Annotated in this window: 16 protein-coding genes; 9 read left to right on the top strand and 7 right to left on the bottom strand. The window is 59.8% G+C overall.

The features are described 5' to 3' along the window. Window position 1 precedes the first annotated feature (1 nt). The 3 genes from ACOI7Z_RS03120 to clcB all read left to right on the top strand — a co-directional run bounded on the left by ACOI7Z_RS03120 (window position 2) and on the right by clcB (window position 2,938). Window positions 2-859 (top strand): DmsC/YnfH family molybdoenzyme membrane anchor subunit, encoded by an 858-nt coding sequence (locus tag ACOI7Z_RS03120; protein WP_137916285.1) that lies wholly within the window; start codon window positions 2-4, stop codon window positions 857-859. A 41-nt stretch (window positions 860-900) separates the two neighbouring features. Further along, a complete protein-coding gene (gene dmsD / locus ACOI7Z_RS03115; RefSeq protein ID WP_137916286.1) occupies window positions 901-1,509 on the top strand; it encodes a Tat proofreading chaperone DmsD in 609 nt (202 codons plus the stop codon). 133 nt (window positions 1,510-1,642) lie between these two features. Further along, a complete protein-coding gene (gene clcB, locus ACOI7Z_RS03110) occupies window positions 1,643-2,938 on the top strand; it encodes a voltage-gated ClC-type chloride channel ClcB (RefSeq protein WP_064154666.1) in 1,296 nt (431 codons plus the stop codon). On the opposite strand, the gene bioD is transcribed toward clcB, so the two are convergent. The 3 genes from bioD to ACOI7Z_RS03095 all read right to left on the bottom strand — a co-directional run bounded on the left by bioD (window position 2,891) and on the right by ACOI7Z_RS03095 (window position 5,961). After that, window positions 2,891-3,586 (bottom strand): dethiobiotin synthase, encoded by a 696-nt coding sequence (gene bioD, locus ACOI7Z_RS03105; RefSeq protein WP_137916287.1) that lies wholly within the window; start codon window positions 3,584-3,586, stop codon window positions 2,891-2,893. The two genes, clcB and bioD, sit on opposite strands and share 48 nt — an antisense overlap. A 127-nt stretch (window positions 3,587-3,713) precedes the next feature. Next, window positions 3,714-4,934: a sugar metabolism global transcriptional regulator Mlc gene (gene mlc, locus ACOI7Z_RS03100; RefSeq protein WP_032429145.1), complete on the bottom strand. Its 1,221-nt coding sequence runs from the start codon at window positions 4,932-4,934 to the stop codon at window positions 3,714-3,716. A gap of 124 nt (window positions 4,935-5,058) precedes the next feature. Continuing rightward, a complete protein-coding gene (locus ACOI7Z_RS03095; protein ID WP_137916288.1) occupies window positions 5,059-5,961 on the bottom strand; it encodes a LysR family transcriptional regulator in 903 nt (300 codons plus the stop codon). A 130-nt stretch (window positions 5,962-6,091) separates the two neighbouring features. Between ACOI7Z_RS03095 and ACOI7Z_RS03090 the strand changes: the two genes are divergently transcribed. Further along, window positions 6,092-7,342: an MFS transporter gene (locus ACOI7Z_RS03090; RefSeq protein WP_023289545.1), complete on the top strand. Its 1,251-nt coding sequence runs from the start codon at window positions 6,092-6,094 to the stop codon at window positions 7,340-7,342. Window positions 7,343-7,372: 30 nt separating this feature from the next. Here ACOI7Z_RS03090 and ACOI7Z_RS03085 read toward each other — a convergent pair whose 3' ends face one another. Continuing rightward, window positions 7,373-7,465 (bottom strand): KPN_01571 family protein, encoded by a 93-nt coding sequence (locus ACOI7Z_RS03085; protein ID WP_004206050.1) that lies wholly within the window; start codon window positions 7,463-7,465, stop codon window positions 7,373-7,375. 227 nt (window positions 7,466-7,692) lie between these two features. On the opposite strand from ACOI7Z_RS03085, the gene ACOI7Z_RS03080 reads away from it, so the two are divergent. The 3 genes from ACOI7Z_RS03080 to ACOI7Z_RS03070 all read left to right on the top strand — a co-directional run bounded on the left by ACOI7Z_RS03080 (window position 7,693) and on the right by ACOI7Z_RS03070 (window position 11,519). After that, complete coding sequence (locus ACOI7Z_RS03080) at window positions 7,693-9,180, top strand: carboxypeptidase M32 (RefSeq protein ID WP_137916289.1); 1,488 nt, start codon at window positions 7,693-7,695, stop codon at window positions 9,178-9,180. A 165-nt stretch (window positions 9,181-9,345) separates the two neighbouring features. Next, entirely contained in the window at window positions 9,346-9,765 is a 420-nt protein-coding gene (gene asr / locus ACOI7Z_RS03075) for an acid resistance repetitive basic protein Asr (RefSeq protein ID WP_004206052.1), read from the top strand. A 941-nt stretch (window positions 9,766-10,706) separates the two neighbouring features. Next, window positions 10,707-11,519 carry a trypsin-like serine peptidase gene (locus ACOI7Z_RS03070; RefSeq protein WP_044522790.1) on the top strand — a complete coding sequence of 271 codons (813 nt, stop codon included), beginning with the start codon at window positions 10,707-10,709 and terminating at the stop codon, window positions 11,517-11,519. Here the strand turns inward: ACOI7Z_RS03070 and ACOI7Z_RS03065 are convergent, their stop codons facing one another. Then, complete coding sequence (locus ACOI7Z_RS03065; protein ID WP_137916290.1) at window positions 11,520-13,676, bottom strand: putative bifunctional diguanylate cyclase/phosphodiesterase; 2,157 nt, start codon at window positions 13,674-13,676, stop codon at window positions 11,520-11,522. Between ACOI7Z_RS03065 and ACOI7Z_RS03060 the strand changes: the two genes are divergently transcribed. Then, on the top strand, window positions 13,636-13,725 hold the full coding sequence (locus ACOI7Z_RS03060) for an ArsR family transcriptional regulator (RefSeq protein WP_258315333.1): 90 nt from the start codon (window positions 13,636-13,638) through the stop codon (window positions 13,723-13,725). The genes ACOI7Z_RS03065 and ACOI7Z_RS03060 overlap by 41 nt on opposite strands. 55 nt (window positions 13,726-13,780) lie before the next feature. Here ACOI7Z_RS03060 and kpnF read toward each other — a convergent pair whose 3' ends face one another. Both kpnF and kpnE read right to left on the bottom strand, forming a co-directional pair. Beyond that, window positions 13,781-14,110, bottom strand: a complete 330-nt coding sequence (gene kpnF / locus ACOI7Z_RS03055) for a multidrug efflux SMR transporter subunit KpnF (RefSeq protein WP_023289540.1) — start codon at window positions 14,108-14,110, stop codon at window positions 13,781-13,783. Then, on the bottom strand, window positions 14,097-14,459 hold the full coding sequence (kpnE, locus tag ACOI7Z_RS03050; protein WP_023289539.1) for a multidrug efflux SMR transporter subunit KpnE: 363 nt from the start codon (window positions 14,457-14,459) through the stop codon (window positions 14,097-14,099). The genes kpnF and kpnE overlap by 14 nt, the downstream gene beginning before the upstream one ends. A 442-nt stretch (window positions 14,460-14,901) precedes the next feature. On the opposite strand from kpnE, the gene ACOI7Z_RS03045 reads away from it, so the two are divergent. Then, window positions 14,902-15,936, top strand: a complete 1,035-nt coding sequence (locus ACOI7Z_RS03045) for an AI-2E family transporter (protein WP_023289538.1) — start codon at window positions 14,902-14,904, stop codon at window positions 15,934-15,936. The last annotated feature ends 24 nt before the right edge of the window (window positions 15,937-15,960 follow it).

Raw genomic sequence — 15,960 nt, 5'->3', positions numbered from 1 at the left:
GATGGGAAGCGGATGGCAGGAATGGCCGCTGGTGCTGTTTACGGTACTGGGGCAATGCGTGGTCGGCGCGACCCTCGTCAGCGGTCTGGTCTGGCTGACGCTGGCGGACCAGCGCGAAGCGCGGCAGCGGCTGGTGCGCAGCATGTTTTTTATCTGGCTGCTGATGGGGATCGGTTTTCTCGCCTCAGTGATGCATCTCGGTTCGCCGCTGCGGGCGTTTAACTCGCTGAACCGCGTCGGGGCCTCGGCGCTGAGCAACGAAATCGCCAGCGGCGCCTTGTTTTTCGTCGTGGGCGGATTCTGGTGGCTGCTGGCCGTGCTGGAAAAAATGCCGGCGGCGCTGGGTAAAGTCTGGCTGGCGATCGCCCTGCTGTTGGGACTGCTGTTTGTGCTGGCGATGACCCGGGTTTATCAAATCGATACCGTGCCGACATGGTACACTGGCTACACCACCAGCGCCTTCTTCCTGACGGTACTCCTCAGCGGGCCGCTGTTCGCCGCCCTGCTGCTGCGAATGGCGAAAGTCGACGTTAACGCTTGGTTTATTGCCGGTCTGAGCGTGGCCGCGCTGGTCATCAGCGCCGCGATTATCGTGATGCAAAGCGCCGGGCTCGGCGCCATACACAGCTCCGTTCAGCAGGCGGCCACCCTGCTGCCGGATTACGGCAGACTGCAGGCCTTACGTCTGATCCTGCTGGCGCTGGGACTCGGCTGCTGGCTGTGTCCGCTGATCCGCCGTCAGCCGCCGCGCGCTGCGGGGCTGCTGGCCGGTCTGCTGCTGGTCTTGATCGCGGAATGTATTGGCCGCGGCCTGTTTTATGGGCTCCATATGACCGTCGGTATGGCGGTTGCCCGTTAATGAGACGGCGCGCCGGCGCGCGCCGCAGAAAGGAATAAGTGATGATGCCGTTCCCTCACCGCGACGCTGTCGCCTTAAGCGCCCGTACCCTGGGCGCGTTGTTCTCTTATGCGCCGAATAGCCCGCAAATCGCGCCGCTGGTGGCCGCCTTCCAGGACGGCAGCTGGCAGCAACAGTGGCCCTTCCCGGTTGCCGCCCCGCTGGCATCGGGGTTTGCCGCGTCGGTTGAAGAGTCGTTGCCGGAAGCCTGGCAGCGCCTGTTTATCGGACCGTGGGCCCTGCCGGCGCCGCCCTGGGGATCCGTCTGGCTGGATAAAGAGTCGGTGCTGTTCGGCGAATCCACACTGGCCCTGCGCGAATGGATGCGCGCGAACGGCATCGCACTGGACGCCGATCGCAACGAGCCGGAAGACCATTTCGGCACCCTGCTGCTGCTGGCGGCGTGGCTGTGCGAAACGGAGCAGGAGGCGCTGTTTGCCCAGCTGCTGGCCTGGCATCTGCTGCCGTGGTCCGGGCGCTTCCTGAGCGTCTTTGTCGAACATGCCGCCCACCCCTTCTACCAGGCGCTGGGCCAGCTGGCGCAGGCGACCCTGGCGCAGTGGCAGGCGGGTCTGCCCCTCGCGGTGGCGGAAAAGCCGCTCTATCGCTAATCCCTTTGCCGCGCCGGGAGTCGGCGCGGTTTCCTTGATGGCTCCCCTCTCCGTGCCCCGCACTTATCGCTTTTGCATATAAGTTTATTCCCTATCACAATAAGGCCATGTTTTCCCAATCTCGCCGTGACCGATGCACCGTCTTCATCCCTATCCTGATGTGCAGGTGATGTTTCGTCGCCTGCTGATCGCCACGCTGATTGGCCTTCTCGCCGCCCTGGCGGTGGCCCTGTTTCGCCATGCCATGGTGGTGCTGGAAACGCTGTTTCTCGGTAACGACAGCGGGAGCCTGGTCAACGCCGCGCAGTCGCTGCCGGCGTGGCGACGGCTGATTACCCCGGCGCTGGGGGGACTGGCGGCAGGGGCACTTCTCTGGCTGTGGCAACGACGCCGCGTTGCCCGTCCGCACGCCGCCACCGATTATATGGAAGCCCTGGAGACCGGAGACGGTTGCTTCGATACGCCGGCAAGCCTGGTGAAGTCGCTGGCCTCGCTGCTGGTGGTGGTCACCGGCAGCGCGATTGGCCGGGAAGGCGCCATGATCCTGCTGGCCGCGCTGGCGGCCTCGCTGTTCGCCCGCCGCTTCACGCCGCAGGCCGAATGGAAACTGTGGGTCGCCTGCGGCGCCGCCGCCGGGATGGCCAGCGCCTATCATGCTCCACTGGCCGGCAGCCTGTTTATCGCTGAAATTCTGTTTGGCACGCTGATGCTGGCCTCGCTTGGGCCGGTAGTGATCTCGGCGGTGATCGCCCTGCTGCTGACCCAGTTTCTCAACGGCGGCGCCGCGCCGTTGTACCATGTCGTCCTGCAGCAGGATCTCAGCGCGCTGCACTATGGCCTGATGCTCGCCACCGGACTGCTGGCCGGACTGTGCGGGCCGCTGTTTATCTGGCTGATGGAATACAGCCACCGCGGGTTCGTCAGGCTGAAACTGGCGCCGCCGTGGCAGCTGGCGCTGGGCGGTCTGATCGTCGGCGGCTTATCGCTCATCACGCCGGCGGTGTGGGGCAACGGCTACAGCGTGGTGCAAAGCTATCTGCTGCTGCCGCCGCCCGGCGCGCTGCTGGTAGCGGTATTCCTGTGCAAACTGCTGGCGGTGCTGGCCAGCAGTGGCTCCGGCGCGCCGGGCGGGGTGTTTACCCCCACGCTGTTTGTCGGCCTGGCGATGGGCATGCTATTGGCCCGCTTCAGCGGGCTGTGGCTACCGGGGGAGCAGGAGATGGCTATGATGATGGGACTGACCGGCATGGCGGCGTTTCTTGCCGCCACTACCCATGCGCCAATCATGTCGACACTGATGATTTGTGAGATGACCGGGCAGTATGTGCTGCTGCCCGGCCTGCTGATCACCTGCGTGGTGGCGTCGGTGCTGTCGCGTACGTTACGCCGAGATTCGATCTATCGCCATCACGTTGCCGAGCATGTCTAAGTCGACGTAGCGGCTTAGCTCACGCTGTTCGGCGCGCGGCAGATACGGCAGCTCGCCAATGAGCGGCGCCGGCAGCTTTTTGCTGAGCACATCAATGATTTCGGCGTAGTGCGCCAGACCGGGGTTAATGCGGTTGGCCACCCAGCCGATCAGCGGCAGCCCGTCATTGGCGATCGCCTGGGCCGTCAGCAGCGCATGGTTGATGCACCCTTCCTGGATCCCTACCACCATCAGCACCGGGAGCTGCTCCTGTACCACCCATTCGGAGAGCGGTCGCAGGTCGTTCATCAGGCTGCGCCAGCCGCCGGTGCCTTCAACCACCACGTGTTCAACTTGCCCGGCCAGCCGCTGCAAACCATCCGACAGCAGACCGTAGTTGATCGGGCAGCTGTGCGCCACGCTGCTTTCGTCTTCGCTTAAGGCGATGGGATTGACAGCTTCATAGGGTAACGCCAGCGTGGAGACGCTCTGCAGCACCAGCGCGTCTTTATTACGCAAACCGTCCGGCGTCTCTTTGCTGCCCTTCGCCACAGGCTTGTACCCGGCCACGCTTTTGCCTCTGGCAGCAAGTGCCTGCAACAGCGCACGGGAAACCACTGTCTTCCCGACAGCAGTGTCTGTACCTGTAATAAAGAAACGCTTAAACATCACTAACCCCACAGTTTTGTCGATGAAATATACGGGAGAGAAATAATCAACAGTGGGCAAAGTCTACGTGAAGCCGCTGGGGGTCAGCTTGAGATAGCGCAATTTTTGGTGTGACTATGAAAAAATGTTAACCCTGTAACAGTCGTATGAGTAAGGATCCGTTATAGAGCGCATCCTTGACCAGCGCCGCGCCAGCCATCGTTCCGCGGTTGGAGAACTGGGTGCTTTCAACTGCGATATGCTGGCTGTAGGCCGGGAGTGATTGTTGCCGAATACAGCTGGAAATTGCCGGAAAAAGAATGTCTGCCGCCAGGTTAAATGGCGAGCCGATCAGGATTTTCTGCGGGTTAAACAGATTGACCATGATCGCCAGAATGCGACCGACGTGATGACCGACGCCGCTGATAATGTCCCGGGCCAGCAGGTCGCCCTGCAGCGCCGCCTGGCACAGCCACTCCACGCTCAGCGGACGCTGATGCAGCAGCGAGCTCATCGACTGTGCCATCCGCATCTGCGCCAGCTCCAGCACGCTCTCCACGCTGGCGATCGTTTCAAGACAGCCATGGTTACCGCAGTAGCAGCGTTTGCCATAGGGGTCGACCTGGGTATGACCGATCTCCACGAGGCTGCTGCTGCCGGCGTGCAGCAGACGTCCGTCGGTGATAACCCCGGCGCCGACGTTATGATCGATCACCACCTGAATGACGTCCCGGGCGCCGCGCGAGGCGCCAAACAGCGATTCCGCCATGGTCCAGGCGCTAATGTCATGCTGAATATAGACCGGCACCCCGGTATGGTTGGCCAGCGTTTCGCCCAACGGGACGTCTTTGACCTCTTCATAAAACGGCATGCGATGAATAATGCCGTTTTCGGTATCAATGATACCCGGCATCGTGATGGCGATGGAGGTGAGGCGTTCCAGCTTCTTCTGGTGGCGAATAAAGAAGCGATCGATATGGTCGATGATCCGCGTCAGAAACGGCGAGCTGTCGGTAAGGGCCAGCTCCAGCTGCTCCTCCACCACCAGCTGGCTGCTTAAATCGCGCAGCGAAAGGTGGATCTCGCCGCGGCTGATGCGCACCGCCAGATAGTGCCAGGCCTCGGTTTCCACCATCAGACCCACCGCCGGCCGCCCGCGGCTGCCGGGCTCCTGAATCTCAGTCTCCTGCACCAGATGCGCTTCCAGCATCTCGCGGACAATTTTGGTGATGCTGGCGGGCGCCAGTTGCGCAAATCGGGAGAGGTCGATACGCGATACCGGGCCGAGCTGATCAATCAGGCGATAGACGGCGCCCGCATTGGTCTGCTTAATTTGATCGATATGGCCTGGTTGACTATCCGCTACCACCATTGACTCCCTTTATTTTCGCGCTTCGAAATAAACTTTCGGCTATGGTGAAGCACTTCGATGGTGAACGTCAAATTTTTGCTTAGCCTTGTGATTTACCGCACATTTCCAGCCCCTTTTTGTCTCAATTGCGCTCGTTTTTCCAGGCCAGCAGCGTGTCACGAAAGCGTTTTGCCAGCGCCCCCTGCTCATGGTGTTTCGACCACACCAGCCACATCTCCGACACCGCATCCTGTTCGTCAATCGGCAGCCAGCGCATTTCGCTGAGCTGCACGCGCTGAAAGGAGGCCGGCAGGATCGACACCCCCAGCCCGGCGGCCACCAGGCCAATAATGGTCATCGCCTCCCCCACCTCCTGGGCAATCACCGGCGTATGGCCGTAGCGGCGCAGCAGGCCAAGGATATCGTCATACAGGCCGGTACCGACGTGCGGGTCGAAAAAGACGAACGGCTCCCGCGCCAGCGCCGCCAGGCTGACCGAGGGTTGGCGGGCCAGCGGATGGTCCGCCGGGACCATCGCCAGCAGCGGCTCGCGCAGCACTCGCTGCCACGCCAGGGTGTCCGGCAGTTGGGTATTGCGCAACAGGCCGAGGTCGAGGGCTCCCTCGCTCAGCGGGACAATCTGTTCGCGGGTATTGGTCTCGCGGGTGAGAATATGCACATCCGGGTAGCGCTGACGAAACAGGGACAGCGTATCGGATACCGCCTTGATAAAAGGGGCCGAGGAGGTAAAGCCGATACGCAGTTCGCCCGTTTCCCCATGGTGCAGACGGGCGGCGCGGGCGGCCGCGTCCTCCACCTGGGCGAGAATTTGTCGACTGTCGGCGAGAAACTGTTTCCCCGCCGCCGTCAGGCAGACGCTGCGGTTGGTGCGGGCGAACAGGCGGGCGCCGGTCTGCTGCTCGAGGATCTGAATTTGCTGGCTTAACGGCGGTTGAGAGATGTTCAGTCGCGCCGCGGCGCGGCCAAAATGCAGCTCCTCGGCGACGGCGACAAAGTAGCGCAAATGACGCAACTCGATATTCATATTTAAAACGTCTTATTTGAGATTATTAATATATTAGACAGAATATTTACATTTTCATACCCTAAAAATGTGAGCTGAATGGTCACAACACTCTGTTGGTAAGCAGCAACTTCTACCCAAGGAATTCTCTGTGAGTCGTACAACAACCGTTGACACCGTGCCGGCGGGCGAGGTCAGCGTCGCTGGTGCATCCCGCCCGGATCCGTTTATTAAGCGCGGCACCCCGCAGTTTATGCGCGTCACGCTCGCGCTATTCTCCGCCGGTCTGGCCACCTTCGCCCTGCTCTACTGCGTACAGCCGATCCTGCCGGTGCTGTCGAACGAGTTCGGCGTATCGCCGGCCAGCAGCAGTATTTCTCTCTCCATTTCCACGGCGATGCTGGCGGTGGGCCTGCTGTTTACCGGCCCGCTGTCGGACGCCATAGGCCGCAAGCCGGTGATGGTCACCGCGCTGCTGCTGGCCGCCTGCTGCTCGCTGTTGTCGACCATGATGACCAGCTGGCACGGCATCCTGATTATGCGCGCCCTGATTGGCCTGTCGCTGAGCGGCGTGGCGGCGGTCGGTATGACCTACCTGAGCGAGGAGATCCACCCCAGCTTTGTGGCCTTCTCTATGGGACTCTATATCAGCGGCAACTCCATCGGCGGCATGAGCGGCCGCTTGCTCACCGGGGTCTTTACCGATTTTTTCGGCTGGCGCGTGGCGCTGGCGGTGATCAGCGGCTTCGCCCTGGCCGCGGCGATTATGTTCTGGCGAATCCTGCCCGAGTCGCGCCATTTCCGCCCGACCTCGCTGCGGCCAAAAACGCTGCTGATTAATTTCCGCCTGCACTGGCGCGATCGCGGCCTGCCGCTGCTATTCGTCGAGGGTTTCCTGCTGATGGGGGCCTTTGTCACCCTGTTTAACTACATTGGCTACCGTCTGATGATGTCGCCGTGGTCGTTAAGCCAGGCGGTGGTGGGTCTGCTGTCGGTGGCGTATCTCACCGGAACCTGGAGCTCGCCGAAAGCGGGCGCCATGACCGTACGCTATGGCCGCGGTCCGGTGATGCTCGGCTTTACCGGCGTGATGCTCTGCGGCCTGCTGATGACGCTCTTTTCTTCCCTGTGGCTTATTTTCCTCGGCATGCTGCTGTTCTCCGCCGGCTTCTTCGCCGCGCACTCCGTCGCCAGCAGCTGGATTGGCCCGCGCGCGCGCCGCGCCCGCGGTCAGGCGTCATCGCTGTATCTGTTCAGCTATTATCTTGGCTCAAGCCTGGCGGGGACATTAGGCGGGGTGTTCTGGCATCGCTACGGCTGGAACGGCGTCGGCGGATTTATCGCGCTGCTGCTCCTTGCCGCGCTGTTGACCGGCACTTGCCTGTATCGGCGACTCAAATAATCGCGCGTGACGTGGCCTGCGGGCCACGTTTCACCACATGCCCATGATAGATGACAAGCCCATCAGCTCTCTGACGGCATCAACGGACAGTAAGGCAATAAACAGCCAGGTGAACGGATTCATAAACCACCCCCGAACCTCCAGACTTGCGTTATCGATCACAGTTTAGTCACGATGCGTTACCGATTTCTGCAATACTGCTCACAGAGCCACGCTTTTTTTCCTGCTATCACGCGGCTAATGCTTTACCCCGCCCTCTGCGCGCCACGCTCGACCCGCCAGGCGTATCAGGATAGTGTAGAGGCATACCGATAATCTGTTCATTCACCTGTCACGGACCGAACGCTACTATGACTGAAAATAAGCCTTATCAGCAGCTTACCCGCACCTTTCAGCGCCTGTCGCGCTTTTCGCATCTCTCCGCCATCGCCGGCTGGGATATGTTCGCCATGATGCCTCCGGGCGGTAGCGCCGCCCGCGGCGAAGCGCTGGCGGAACTCGGCGTGCTACAGCATCAGATCCTGACCGATAAAAAAGTGGGCCAATGGCTGCAGGCGGCCCGCCAGCAGGATCTCAACGACCTCGAACAGGCCAACCTGCGGGAAATGCAGCGCCAGTACGCTCAGGCGGCGCTGCTGCCGGAGAGCCTGGTGGAGGCCAAATCGCTGGCCGGTAGCCGTTGCGAACATGCCTGGCGCAGTCAGCGGCCGGCTAATGACTGGGCTGGCTTTGCCGATAATTTGCGCGAGGTGGTCAGGCTGAGCCGCGAGGAAGCGCAGATCCGCGCCGACGCCCGGGGCGGCTCACGCTATGACGCGCTGCTGGATATTTTCGAACCGGATATGACCAGCGCCCGGCTGGACAGCCTGTTTGCCGATCTCAAGTCCTGGCTGCCTTCCCTGCTGCGACAAGCGGTCGATAAGCAGGCGACGCGAACCTTGATCGCCCCGCAGGGGCCGTTCCCGATCCCTGAGCAGCGCGAACTGGGTCTGCAGGCGATGCGCATCCTCGGCTTTGACTTTGACGGCGGGCGTCTGGACATCAGCGCCCACCCGTTTTGCGGCGGCGTCCCTCAGGATGTGCGCATCACCACCCGCTACAACGAAAACGACCTGCTCAGCGCTCTGTTCGGCGTGATCCACGAGACCGGCCACGCCCGCTATGAGCAGAATCTGCCTCGCCCGTGGGTCGACCAGCCGGTAGGACTGGCCCGCTCTACTGCTATCCATGAGTCGCAGAGCCTGTTCTTCGAAATGCAGCTGGGACGCAGCGAGCGCTTCCTGAAACGCCTGCTGCCGGCGGTGCGCGAACGCTTTGGCGATCGGCCGGCCTTTAGCGAGGAGAATTTCATCGCCTGGAACCAGCGGGTGAAACCAGGCTTTATTCGCGTTGATGCCGATGAGGTCAGCTATCCGGCGCATGTGATCCTGCGCTATGAAATTGAACGCGCGCTGATCGACGGCGAGATAGAGGTGGAAGATATTCCGTCGCTGTGGGATGAGAAAATGCAGCACTGGCTGGGACTGTCGACCACCGGCAACTACCGGGACGGCTGTATGCAGGATATTCACTGGACCGACGGCGGCTTCGGCTACTTCCCTTCCTACACGCTGGGGGCGATGTATGCCGCGCAGCTGATGACCGCCGCCCGTCGCGCGCTGCCGACGTTAGACCGTGATATCGCGGAAGGGGATTTCAGCGCCCTGTTTGACTGGCTGCGGCAGAATATCTGGCAGCATGGCAGCCGCTTCACCACCTCGCAGCTGATCCAGCAGGCCACCGGCGAGGATCTTAACAGCCGCTACTTCCGCGACCACCTTACCGCCCGCTATCTGTGATCGTCCGCGCCGGGCTGCCCGGCGCGTCCTTCCACTCCCCGCCTTGTACATTCGGTTACACGCCGATACCAAACACTCACGGAAAGCCCGAAAAGACAAGCATATAGTGATTTCACCGGCCCCGCAGTGGGGTTGAAATTAAGAAAACTTTTCGAGGATATCAGAATGAAAAAAGTATTAGCTCTGGTCGTTGCCGCTGCTATGGGTCTCTCTTCCGCCGCTTTCGCTGCTGACGCAGTAAGCACCACTCAGGCGCCAGCTGCTACCCACAGCACTGCTGCCAAGACCACCCATCACAAAAAACACCATAAAGCCGCGGCCAAACCAGCTGCAGAGCAGAAAGCTCAGGCTGCCAAAAAACACAAGAAAGCAGAAGCTAAACCAGCCGCTGCCCAGAAAGCCCAGGCCGCTAAAAAACACAAAAAAGCAGAAGCCAAACCCGCCGCTCCGCAGAAAGCCCAGGCCGCGAAAAAGCACCACAAAGCTGCCGCTAAACCGGTAGCCCAGAAAGCTCAGGCAGCGAAAAAACACCACAAAACCACCAAACACCAGGCCGCTAAACCTGCTGCACAGCCGGCAGCCTAATTCCTCCCGGTGAACCAACCTTCTTAAATAATCGGCGCTGCTTCAGCGCCGTTTTTTCTGGAGAGCACTATGCTGCGGCGTTATCGTTTTGAGCTCATCCTGATCCTGTTAATCATTTGCGCAGTGGTTGCGACCCGCTTTTTCCTCTATTAATCATTTCGCCTTTCTCTCCCGTTTTGCCGCCTGGCTCAGACTTCCCGCAAGGTGAATGTCGTGCAAATATTGTTGCCCACCCTTATCACTCTCTTTACCCTGCCGCTGCCAGCGGCGCAAATCATGCCCGGCGCCCGAAGACGCCAGACACGTTAGCAATAAACCATCGCGCGCCTGGCCCCCACACGGCGGCCAGACTCATCACAACGCACGTACCGCTTCCATCACCAGATAGCCGGTTGCGCCCCAGATGGCCACCGAGACCAGGGAAACATAGACCAGTGCGCGAATACCTTTTTTAGACATATACCCTCCGAACGCCGGGGAAATAGAATTCAGGCTATCATCGCCGGTATTACCTCTCTATTTACTCAACGGCCGGGTGACGGTAACAACGTTTTCGGTGAGAAAATGTTTCGCATTGAAAATAATTACGTGAGGCGTAAAGAAGTGCGAATTCTGGTGAAGTTCTGGCGGGTAAAAGTATTATTTTTGCGCATTATGCTGCCAAACCAGGAATAACCTCAAAGAGGTATTGCTGCATTATTCGCCAATTTCAGTACGTTCTGATACACGAATGTGCTTGCGCCAGACCGTGCTTTCTGCGGAAATAGCAGCAGAAGGTTAATGGTATTAACCGATTGAAATCAGAAGGTTTTACCCGCGCCAGAGCCTGTCGCGCGCAGATGAGACATGCCGTTTGGCCTGATTAGAATTATTGTTTACTTTCAAAAACTTAAATCTCCTGCTACTGTCAATAGACATCATAGCCTCCCCCAGAGAGTGATATGCGTAGAGACGTTCTGTTATTACTGTGTTCATTTTATCTGTTACCTCTGGGCGCACATGCCGAAGATAGCGGACTGAGCGCCAAAGATATTAAGACGTTGTTTTTCGGCCACGATGAGCGTAAAGCGGTGAGCCGCCCGGAGGAGAGTCCGTGGGACGCGATTGGCCAGCTGGAGACCGCCAGCGGCAATCTGTGCACGGCGACGCTCATCTCCCCCAACCTGGCGCTGACCGCGGGCCACTGCCTGTTAACGCCCCCGCGCGGCAAGCCGGACAAAGCGGTCGCTCTGCGCTTTATTTCCCGCAAGGGTAACTGGGTGTATGAGATCCACGGCATTGACGGACGCGTGGATCCCGGGTTAGGCAAGCGTCTGAAAGCCGACGGTGACGGCTGGATCGTTCCCTCCGCCGCGGCGCCCTCGGATTTTGGCCTGATCGTGCTGCGCTATGCCCCCTCGGGCATCACGCCGATCCCGCTCTTCCCCGGCAGTAAGGCCGATTTAACCGCCGCTCTGAAGGCGGCGGACCGGAAAGTGACCCAGTCAGGTTATCCTGAAGATCATCTGGACAATCTTTACAGCCATCAGGATTGCATCGTCACCGGCTGGGCGCAAAACAGCGTCCTGTCGCACCAGTGTGACACCCTGCCCGGCGACAGCGGCTCGCCGCTGCTGCTGAAAACCGCGGACGGCTGGCAAGTGATCGCCGTGCAAAGTTCGGCTCCCGGCCCGCAGGATCGCTGGCGGGCGGACAACCGCGCCATCGCGGTGACCGGCTTTCGCGATAAGCTGGAGGCGCTGGCCGGAGAGTAATTACCCCTGCTGCTGACGCCGCTGCAGCAGGTCGGCGATCGGCATCGGTTTACTGAAGTAAAAGCCCTGTAGCCGGTCGCAGCCGGCCCGCCGCAGCAGCGCCAGCTGTTGCGGATCTTCAACCCCCTCCGCCACGACCGTCATCCCCAGCGCGCGGGCGATGCGCACCGTGCCGCGCACCATCTCCGCCGCCTGCGCATCGCAATCCACCCGCCCGGCGAGGGATTTGTCAATCTTCAGGCTGTCAAAGCGGAAGCGGCGTAAATAGCCGATGCTGGAGTAACCGGTGCCAAAATCGTCCAGCGCCACGGCGATGCCCTGGGCCTTCAGATTCTCCACCACCGCCTGCGAACGTTCCGGATTTTCCAGCACATAACTCTCCGTCACCTCCACCTGCAGGCGCGACGGCGGAAAGCGGCAGGCAGCGACCGTTTCCATCACCCGGCGTTCAAACGCCGGATCGCGAAATTGCGCCGGCGAGATGTTCACCGACAGCAGCAGATCGCCCACCGGCTGCAGGTCGCTGCAGGCGCGTTGCAGGACGAACTGGCCGAGGGTGTCAATCAGGCCGCTACTCTCGGCAATGGCGATAAACTCATCCGGCGCCAGCGCACCCTGCGGGCGACGCGGCCAGCGCAGCAGCGCTTCAACGCCGGTCATCGCCAGCGTATCGGCATCGACCACCGGCTGATACCAGACCTCAAATTCATCCTGCTCCAGCCCCTGACGGATGCCATTCTCAATCATCAGCTGATGACGTCGCACGGCATCCAGCGCATCGTCATACCAGGCCGTCCGCCCCTTGCCGCTCTTCTTGGCGTGGTACATGGCGATATCCGCCCGGCGAAACAGTTCGGTACTGGAGCATTCCGCCGGAGTACCGCTGGCGATGCCGATGCTGGCGCCGATATAAATTGTGCGTTTGCTCAGCGCCACCGGCGCTTTAAGCAGCTCCAGCGCCGCCCAGGCGAACGCCGCGGCCCGGTCGATCGCCTGTTCGCCGCTCACCGCCATGGCGAACTCATCCCCGCCCATTCTTGCCAGCATGGCCCCCGCCGGCACCCGTTTTTGCAGCGCGCTGGCGATATGGCGGATCAGAGTGTCGCCCACATCGTGGCCATAGTTATCATTCACATCCTTAAAACCGTCCAGATCGATAAACACCACGCACTGCATATCGTGCTTACTCGTGTCGCACACCTGGCTGAGCCGCAGCAGCAGCGCACGCCGGTTGGGCAGGCGGCTAAGCCAGTCAATCAGGGCGATCTCCCGCGCCTGACGTTCGCCGCGGGCCAGCTTATACATGCCGAGGCTGCTGAACAGAATAAACAGCAGGATCAGGCTGGCGGCCACCCCGGCGATCAACCGCATACTGCCTGACGAGGCCAGGGCCGCTTCGGCGCCGGGCAGGCGCGGCTGCCACGCCAGATAGCCCAGAACCTCGCCTCCCTGCGTGCGCAGCGGGATCCGGTGTTCGCCTGGGCCGTCGCTGAGATGCAGATGGCTTATCTGGAAGGTGTCGCCTAAACGCTCCAGCAGCTGAGGGCTGATGTGCCGGGTAATGACCAGATAGCGTCGGGTCTCGTCAGCCACCTGCAGCCGGCCGCTCGTCGGCCGTATCAGGCCGATGCCGACGAAAGCGATCCCGGCCTCGGTACGTGTGATGCCGGCGAAGGCGTTTCTCCCCTCGCGCAGAGCCTGTGCATGATAGCGGATCAGGCTGGTCAGCCCGGCGCCGAGAAATGAGAGGTCTGCCCGGGGCATAACCTGACTCTGAAAGGCGCCCCACAGGATGTGATAATGTTCATCAAGGACAAAGGTGCCGTCATACAGGTTATTGATTTTGAAGCCGGATCCCCAGGAGTCGTACAGCCATTTTTGATCCAGGCTGGGAGCGTAAGTCTGGGTCACCGCATCGTCCCAGATGGCATTGTCCAGCACCAGCGACAGCACCCGGTTGACCGAGGTCTGCACCGCCCCTTCCACCGACAGGACCGAGCGCTGTTGGTCAATTTCATTGGATTTGCTGGCAATGAGGTGTTGCGAGAGGTAAAGCAGGGAGATCAGCGACGCGGTGAGGCCGAGCCCGGCGAGAAAAATCATTATTGACAACGTCCTGGCGGAAGGAATTTTCCGCCAGCCGAAAGCTGTGAGCATGCGCAGTCCTCATCGTCACCGGGCACAATACCTGCGGGGCCGGTCTTGAGTAAGCATACTACAGCGAACCCGTTTTGCCGCCTGGCTTTGCAAGCGGCGCGACGTCAGGCGAGTTTAATTAACACCATGCCGGCAACCAGCAGGATGACTCCCGCCCAGCCTTTGTTATTCAGGCGCTGGCCAAACAGCACCCAGCCGGCGGCGATGGTCGCCGCGATACCGAAGCCGCCCCACAGCGCATAGGCGACCGACAGATCGATGCCTTTCACCGCCTGCGACAGGGCGCTGAACGCGCCCAGCACCGCCGCCAGCGACAGAATGCCATAGACCTTGCGGCGGAAACCGTCGGAAAACTTCAAAAAGACGTTGGCAATAATTTCCAGAACAATGGCGATAGCCAGCCAGATGGCGTGGATCCACTCAAACTGCTGCATGAGCCACCTCCTGCTTCGACGACGCTTTTTTCTGGGTGCCGGACTTAATTAAGACGATCCCCACCACCAGGGTGGTCAGACCGGCTATTTTCAGCAGCGACAGGCTTTCATCAAACAACAGTACGCTGAACAGGGTGATCAGCAAAATACCAATCCCTTCCCATAACGCGTAGGCCACGCCGAGGGCAATTTTTTTAACCGCAAAGGCGAGAAAAATATATGACAGGGCAATCATGGCCAGCATTAAAATAAATCCGGTATGCCCACCGCTAATGCTTGCCCATTTCATCGACAAGGTGCCGGTAATTTCAGCAATAATCGCTAAAGCTAATAAAATCCAATAAAACATGATCCCTTCTCCTGCTTGAGAATATAATCCATTACCGTTTACGCGACGCGTAAACAGGAAAATTTCTGACGTAGATTTCGCTGTGCGCTTGGCGCCAGCTCAGGCAGAAAGAAGGTGACTATAGCGCCGAATGCCAGTGCTGTTCGCCGGCAAAACGGGAAAAAGTGAGGGATACTGCGGGGTGATTTAAAATATACATCCTGAACTGATTGTCCATAAAATTACAATTATCCGCGGTGTTGCTTCTCGTCCGGTGCGGATGAAAATTGTCCTCAGTAGTTAAACACAGGTACATTTGTAGCATAGTGCTACATTTTATTCAAAGACTTTGCAATTCTTTACGCCGCGGTTTTGCAGCAATGCGTTTTTTCTGAAAAAAAACGTCATTATGCTAATGTAACGCAACCTGTTAACAGGCAAGGAAGATTGAGGACGGGATCCTATGGCTAAACCTATTATTACACTTAACGGATTAAAGATGGTCATCATGCTGGGCATGCTGGTGATCATCCTGACCGGCATTCGCTTTGCGGCAGACATTATTGTCCCGTTTATACTCGCGCTTTTTCTGGCGGTGATTATTAATCCGCTGGTCCAGCTGCTGGTCCGCTGCCGGGTGCCACGCGTGCTGGCGATCTCATTGCTGATCGGCCTTATCGTCATGTTAGCCGTTGTGCTGCTGGCCTCGCTGGGGACTTCGCTTAACGAGCTGGCGCGCACCCTGCCGCAGTACCGCAACTATCTCTACGAACCGATGCAAACCATCGCTCCCTGGCTGCAGCGCCTGGGCTTTACCGTCTCGGTGGTGGAGCTAAACAAATACATCGACCCCAACGCCGTGATGACCCTGGTCACCGGTCTGCTCACTCAGCTGTCGAACGCCATGTCCTCGATTTTTCTGCTGCTGCTGACGGTGGTGTTTATGCTGCTGGAGGTTCCGCAACTGCCCGCCAAACTGCAGCAGCTGATGTCCCGCCCGGTAGAAGGCATGGGGGCCATTCAGCGCGCCATCGACAGCGTGTCGCATTATCTGGTGCTGAAGACCGCGATTAGCCTGGTCACCGGGCTGGTGGTCTGGGGCATGCTGGTTCTGCTGGACGTGCGTTTTGCCTTTATGTGGGGGCTGCTGGCCTTCGCGCTGAACTATATTCCCAATATTGGCTCCGTGCTGGCGGCCATCCCGCCGATCCTGCAAGTCCTGGTATTCGGCGGCCTGTACGAGGCGCTGGTGGTGCTGGCCGGCTATCTGATCGTTAACCTGGTGTTCGGCAATATTCTCGAACCGCGGATCATGGGGCGCGGCCTGGGACTCTCCACCCTGGTGGTATTCCTGTCGTTGATCTTCTGGGGCTGGCTGCTGGGTCCGGTCGGTATGCTCCTGTCGGTGCCGTTGACGATCATCGTCAAAATCGCCCTCGAGCAGACCAGCGGCGGCCAGAGCATCGCATTCTTATTAAGTGATGTGAGCAAAGAGTAACCCTTCCCCGGGCCGGCGACTGGC

Origin of the sequence: Klebsiella sp. C283, assembly GCF_048822555.1 — a bacterium.
In the GTDB taxonomy this organism is placed as follows: Bacteria; Pseudomonadota; Gammaproteobacteria; order Enterobacterales; family Enterobacteriaceae; genus Klebsiella; species Klebsiella quasipneumoniae.
This window is presented reverse-complemented; position numbering and strand designations above follow the sequence as displayed.

Excerpts from the sequence above, each read along its gene's own strand:
- ACOI7Z_RS03080 (WP_137916289.1), top strand. The coding sequence starts at position 7,693 with ATGACTGAAAATAAGCCTTATCAGCAGCTTACCCGCACCTTTCAGCGC.
- ACOI7Z_RS03095 (WP_137916288.1), bottom strand. The coding sequence starts at position 5,961 with ATGAATATCGAGTTGCGTCATTTGCGCTACTTTGTCGCCGTCGCCGAG.
- ACOI7Z_RS03045 (WP_023289538.1), top strand. The coding sequence starts at position 14,902 with ATGGCTAAACCTATTATTACACTTAACGGATTAAAGATGGTCATCATG.
- dmsD (WP_137916286.1), top strand. The coding sequence starts at position 901 with ATGATGCCGTTCCCTCACCGCGACGCTGTCGCCTTAAGCGCCCGTACC.
- ACOI7Z_RS03085 (WP_004206050.1), bottom strand. The coding sequence starts at position 7,465 with ATGAATCCGTTCACCTGGCTGTTTATTGCCTTACTGTCCGTTGATGCC.
- kpnF (WP_023289540.1), bottom strand. The coding sequence starts at position 14,110 with ATGCAGCAGTTTGAGTGGATCCACGCCATCTGGCTGGCTATCGCCATT.
- ACOI7Z_RS03120 (WP_137916285.1), top strand. The coding sequence starts at position 2 with ATGGGAAGCGGATGGCAGGAATGGCCGCTGGTGCTGTTTACGGTACTG.
- bioD (WP_137916287.1), bottom strand. The coding sequence starts at position 3,586 with ATGTTTAAGCGTTTCTTTATTACAGGTACAGACACTGCTGTCGGGAAG.
- ACOI7Z_RS03070 (WP_044522790.1), top strand. The coding sequence starts at position 10,707 with ATGCGTAGAGACGTTCTGTTATTACTGTGTTCATTTTATCTGTTACCT.
- ACOI7Z_RS03065 (WP_137916290.1), bottom strand. The coding sequence starts at position 13,676 with ATGCTCACAGCTTTCGGCTGGCGGAAAATTCCTTCCGCCAGGACGTTG.
- kpnE (WP_023289539.1), bottom strand. The coding sequence starts at position 14,459 with ATGTTTTATTGGATTTTATTAGCTTTAGCGATTATTGCTGAAATTACC.
- asr (WP_004206052.1), top strand. The coding sequence starts at position 9,346 with ATGAAAAAAGTATTAGCTCTGGTCGTTGCCGCTGCTATGGGTCTCTCT.
- clcB (WP_064154666.1), top strand. The coding sequence starts at position 1,643 with ATGCACCGTCTTCATCCCTATCCTGATGTGCAGGTGATGTTTCGTCGC.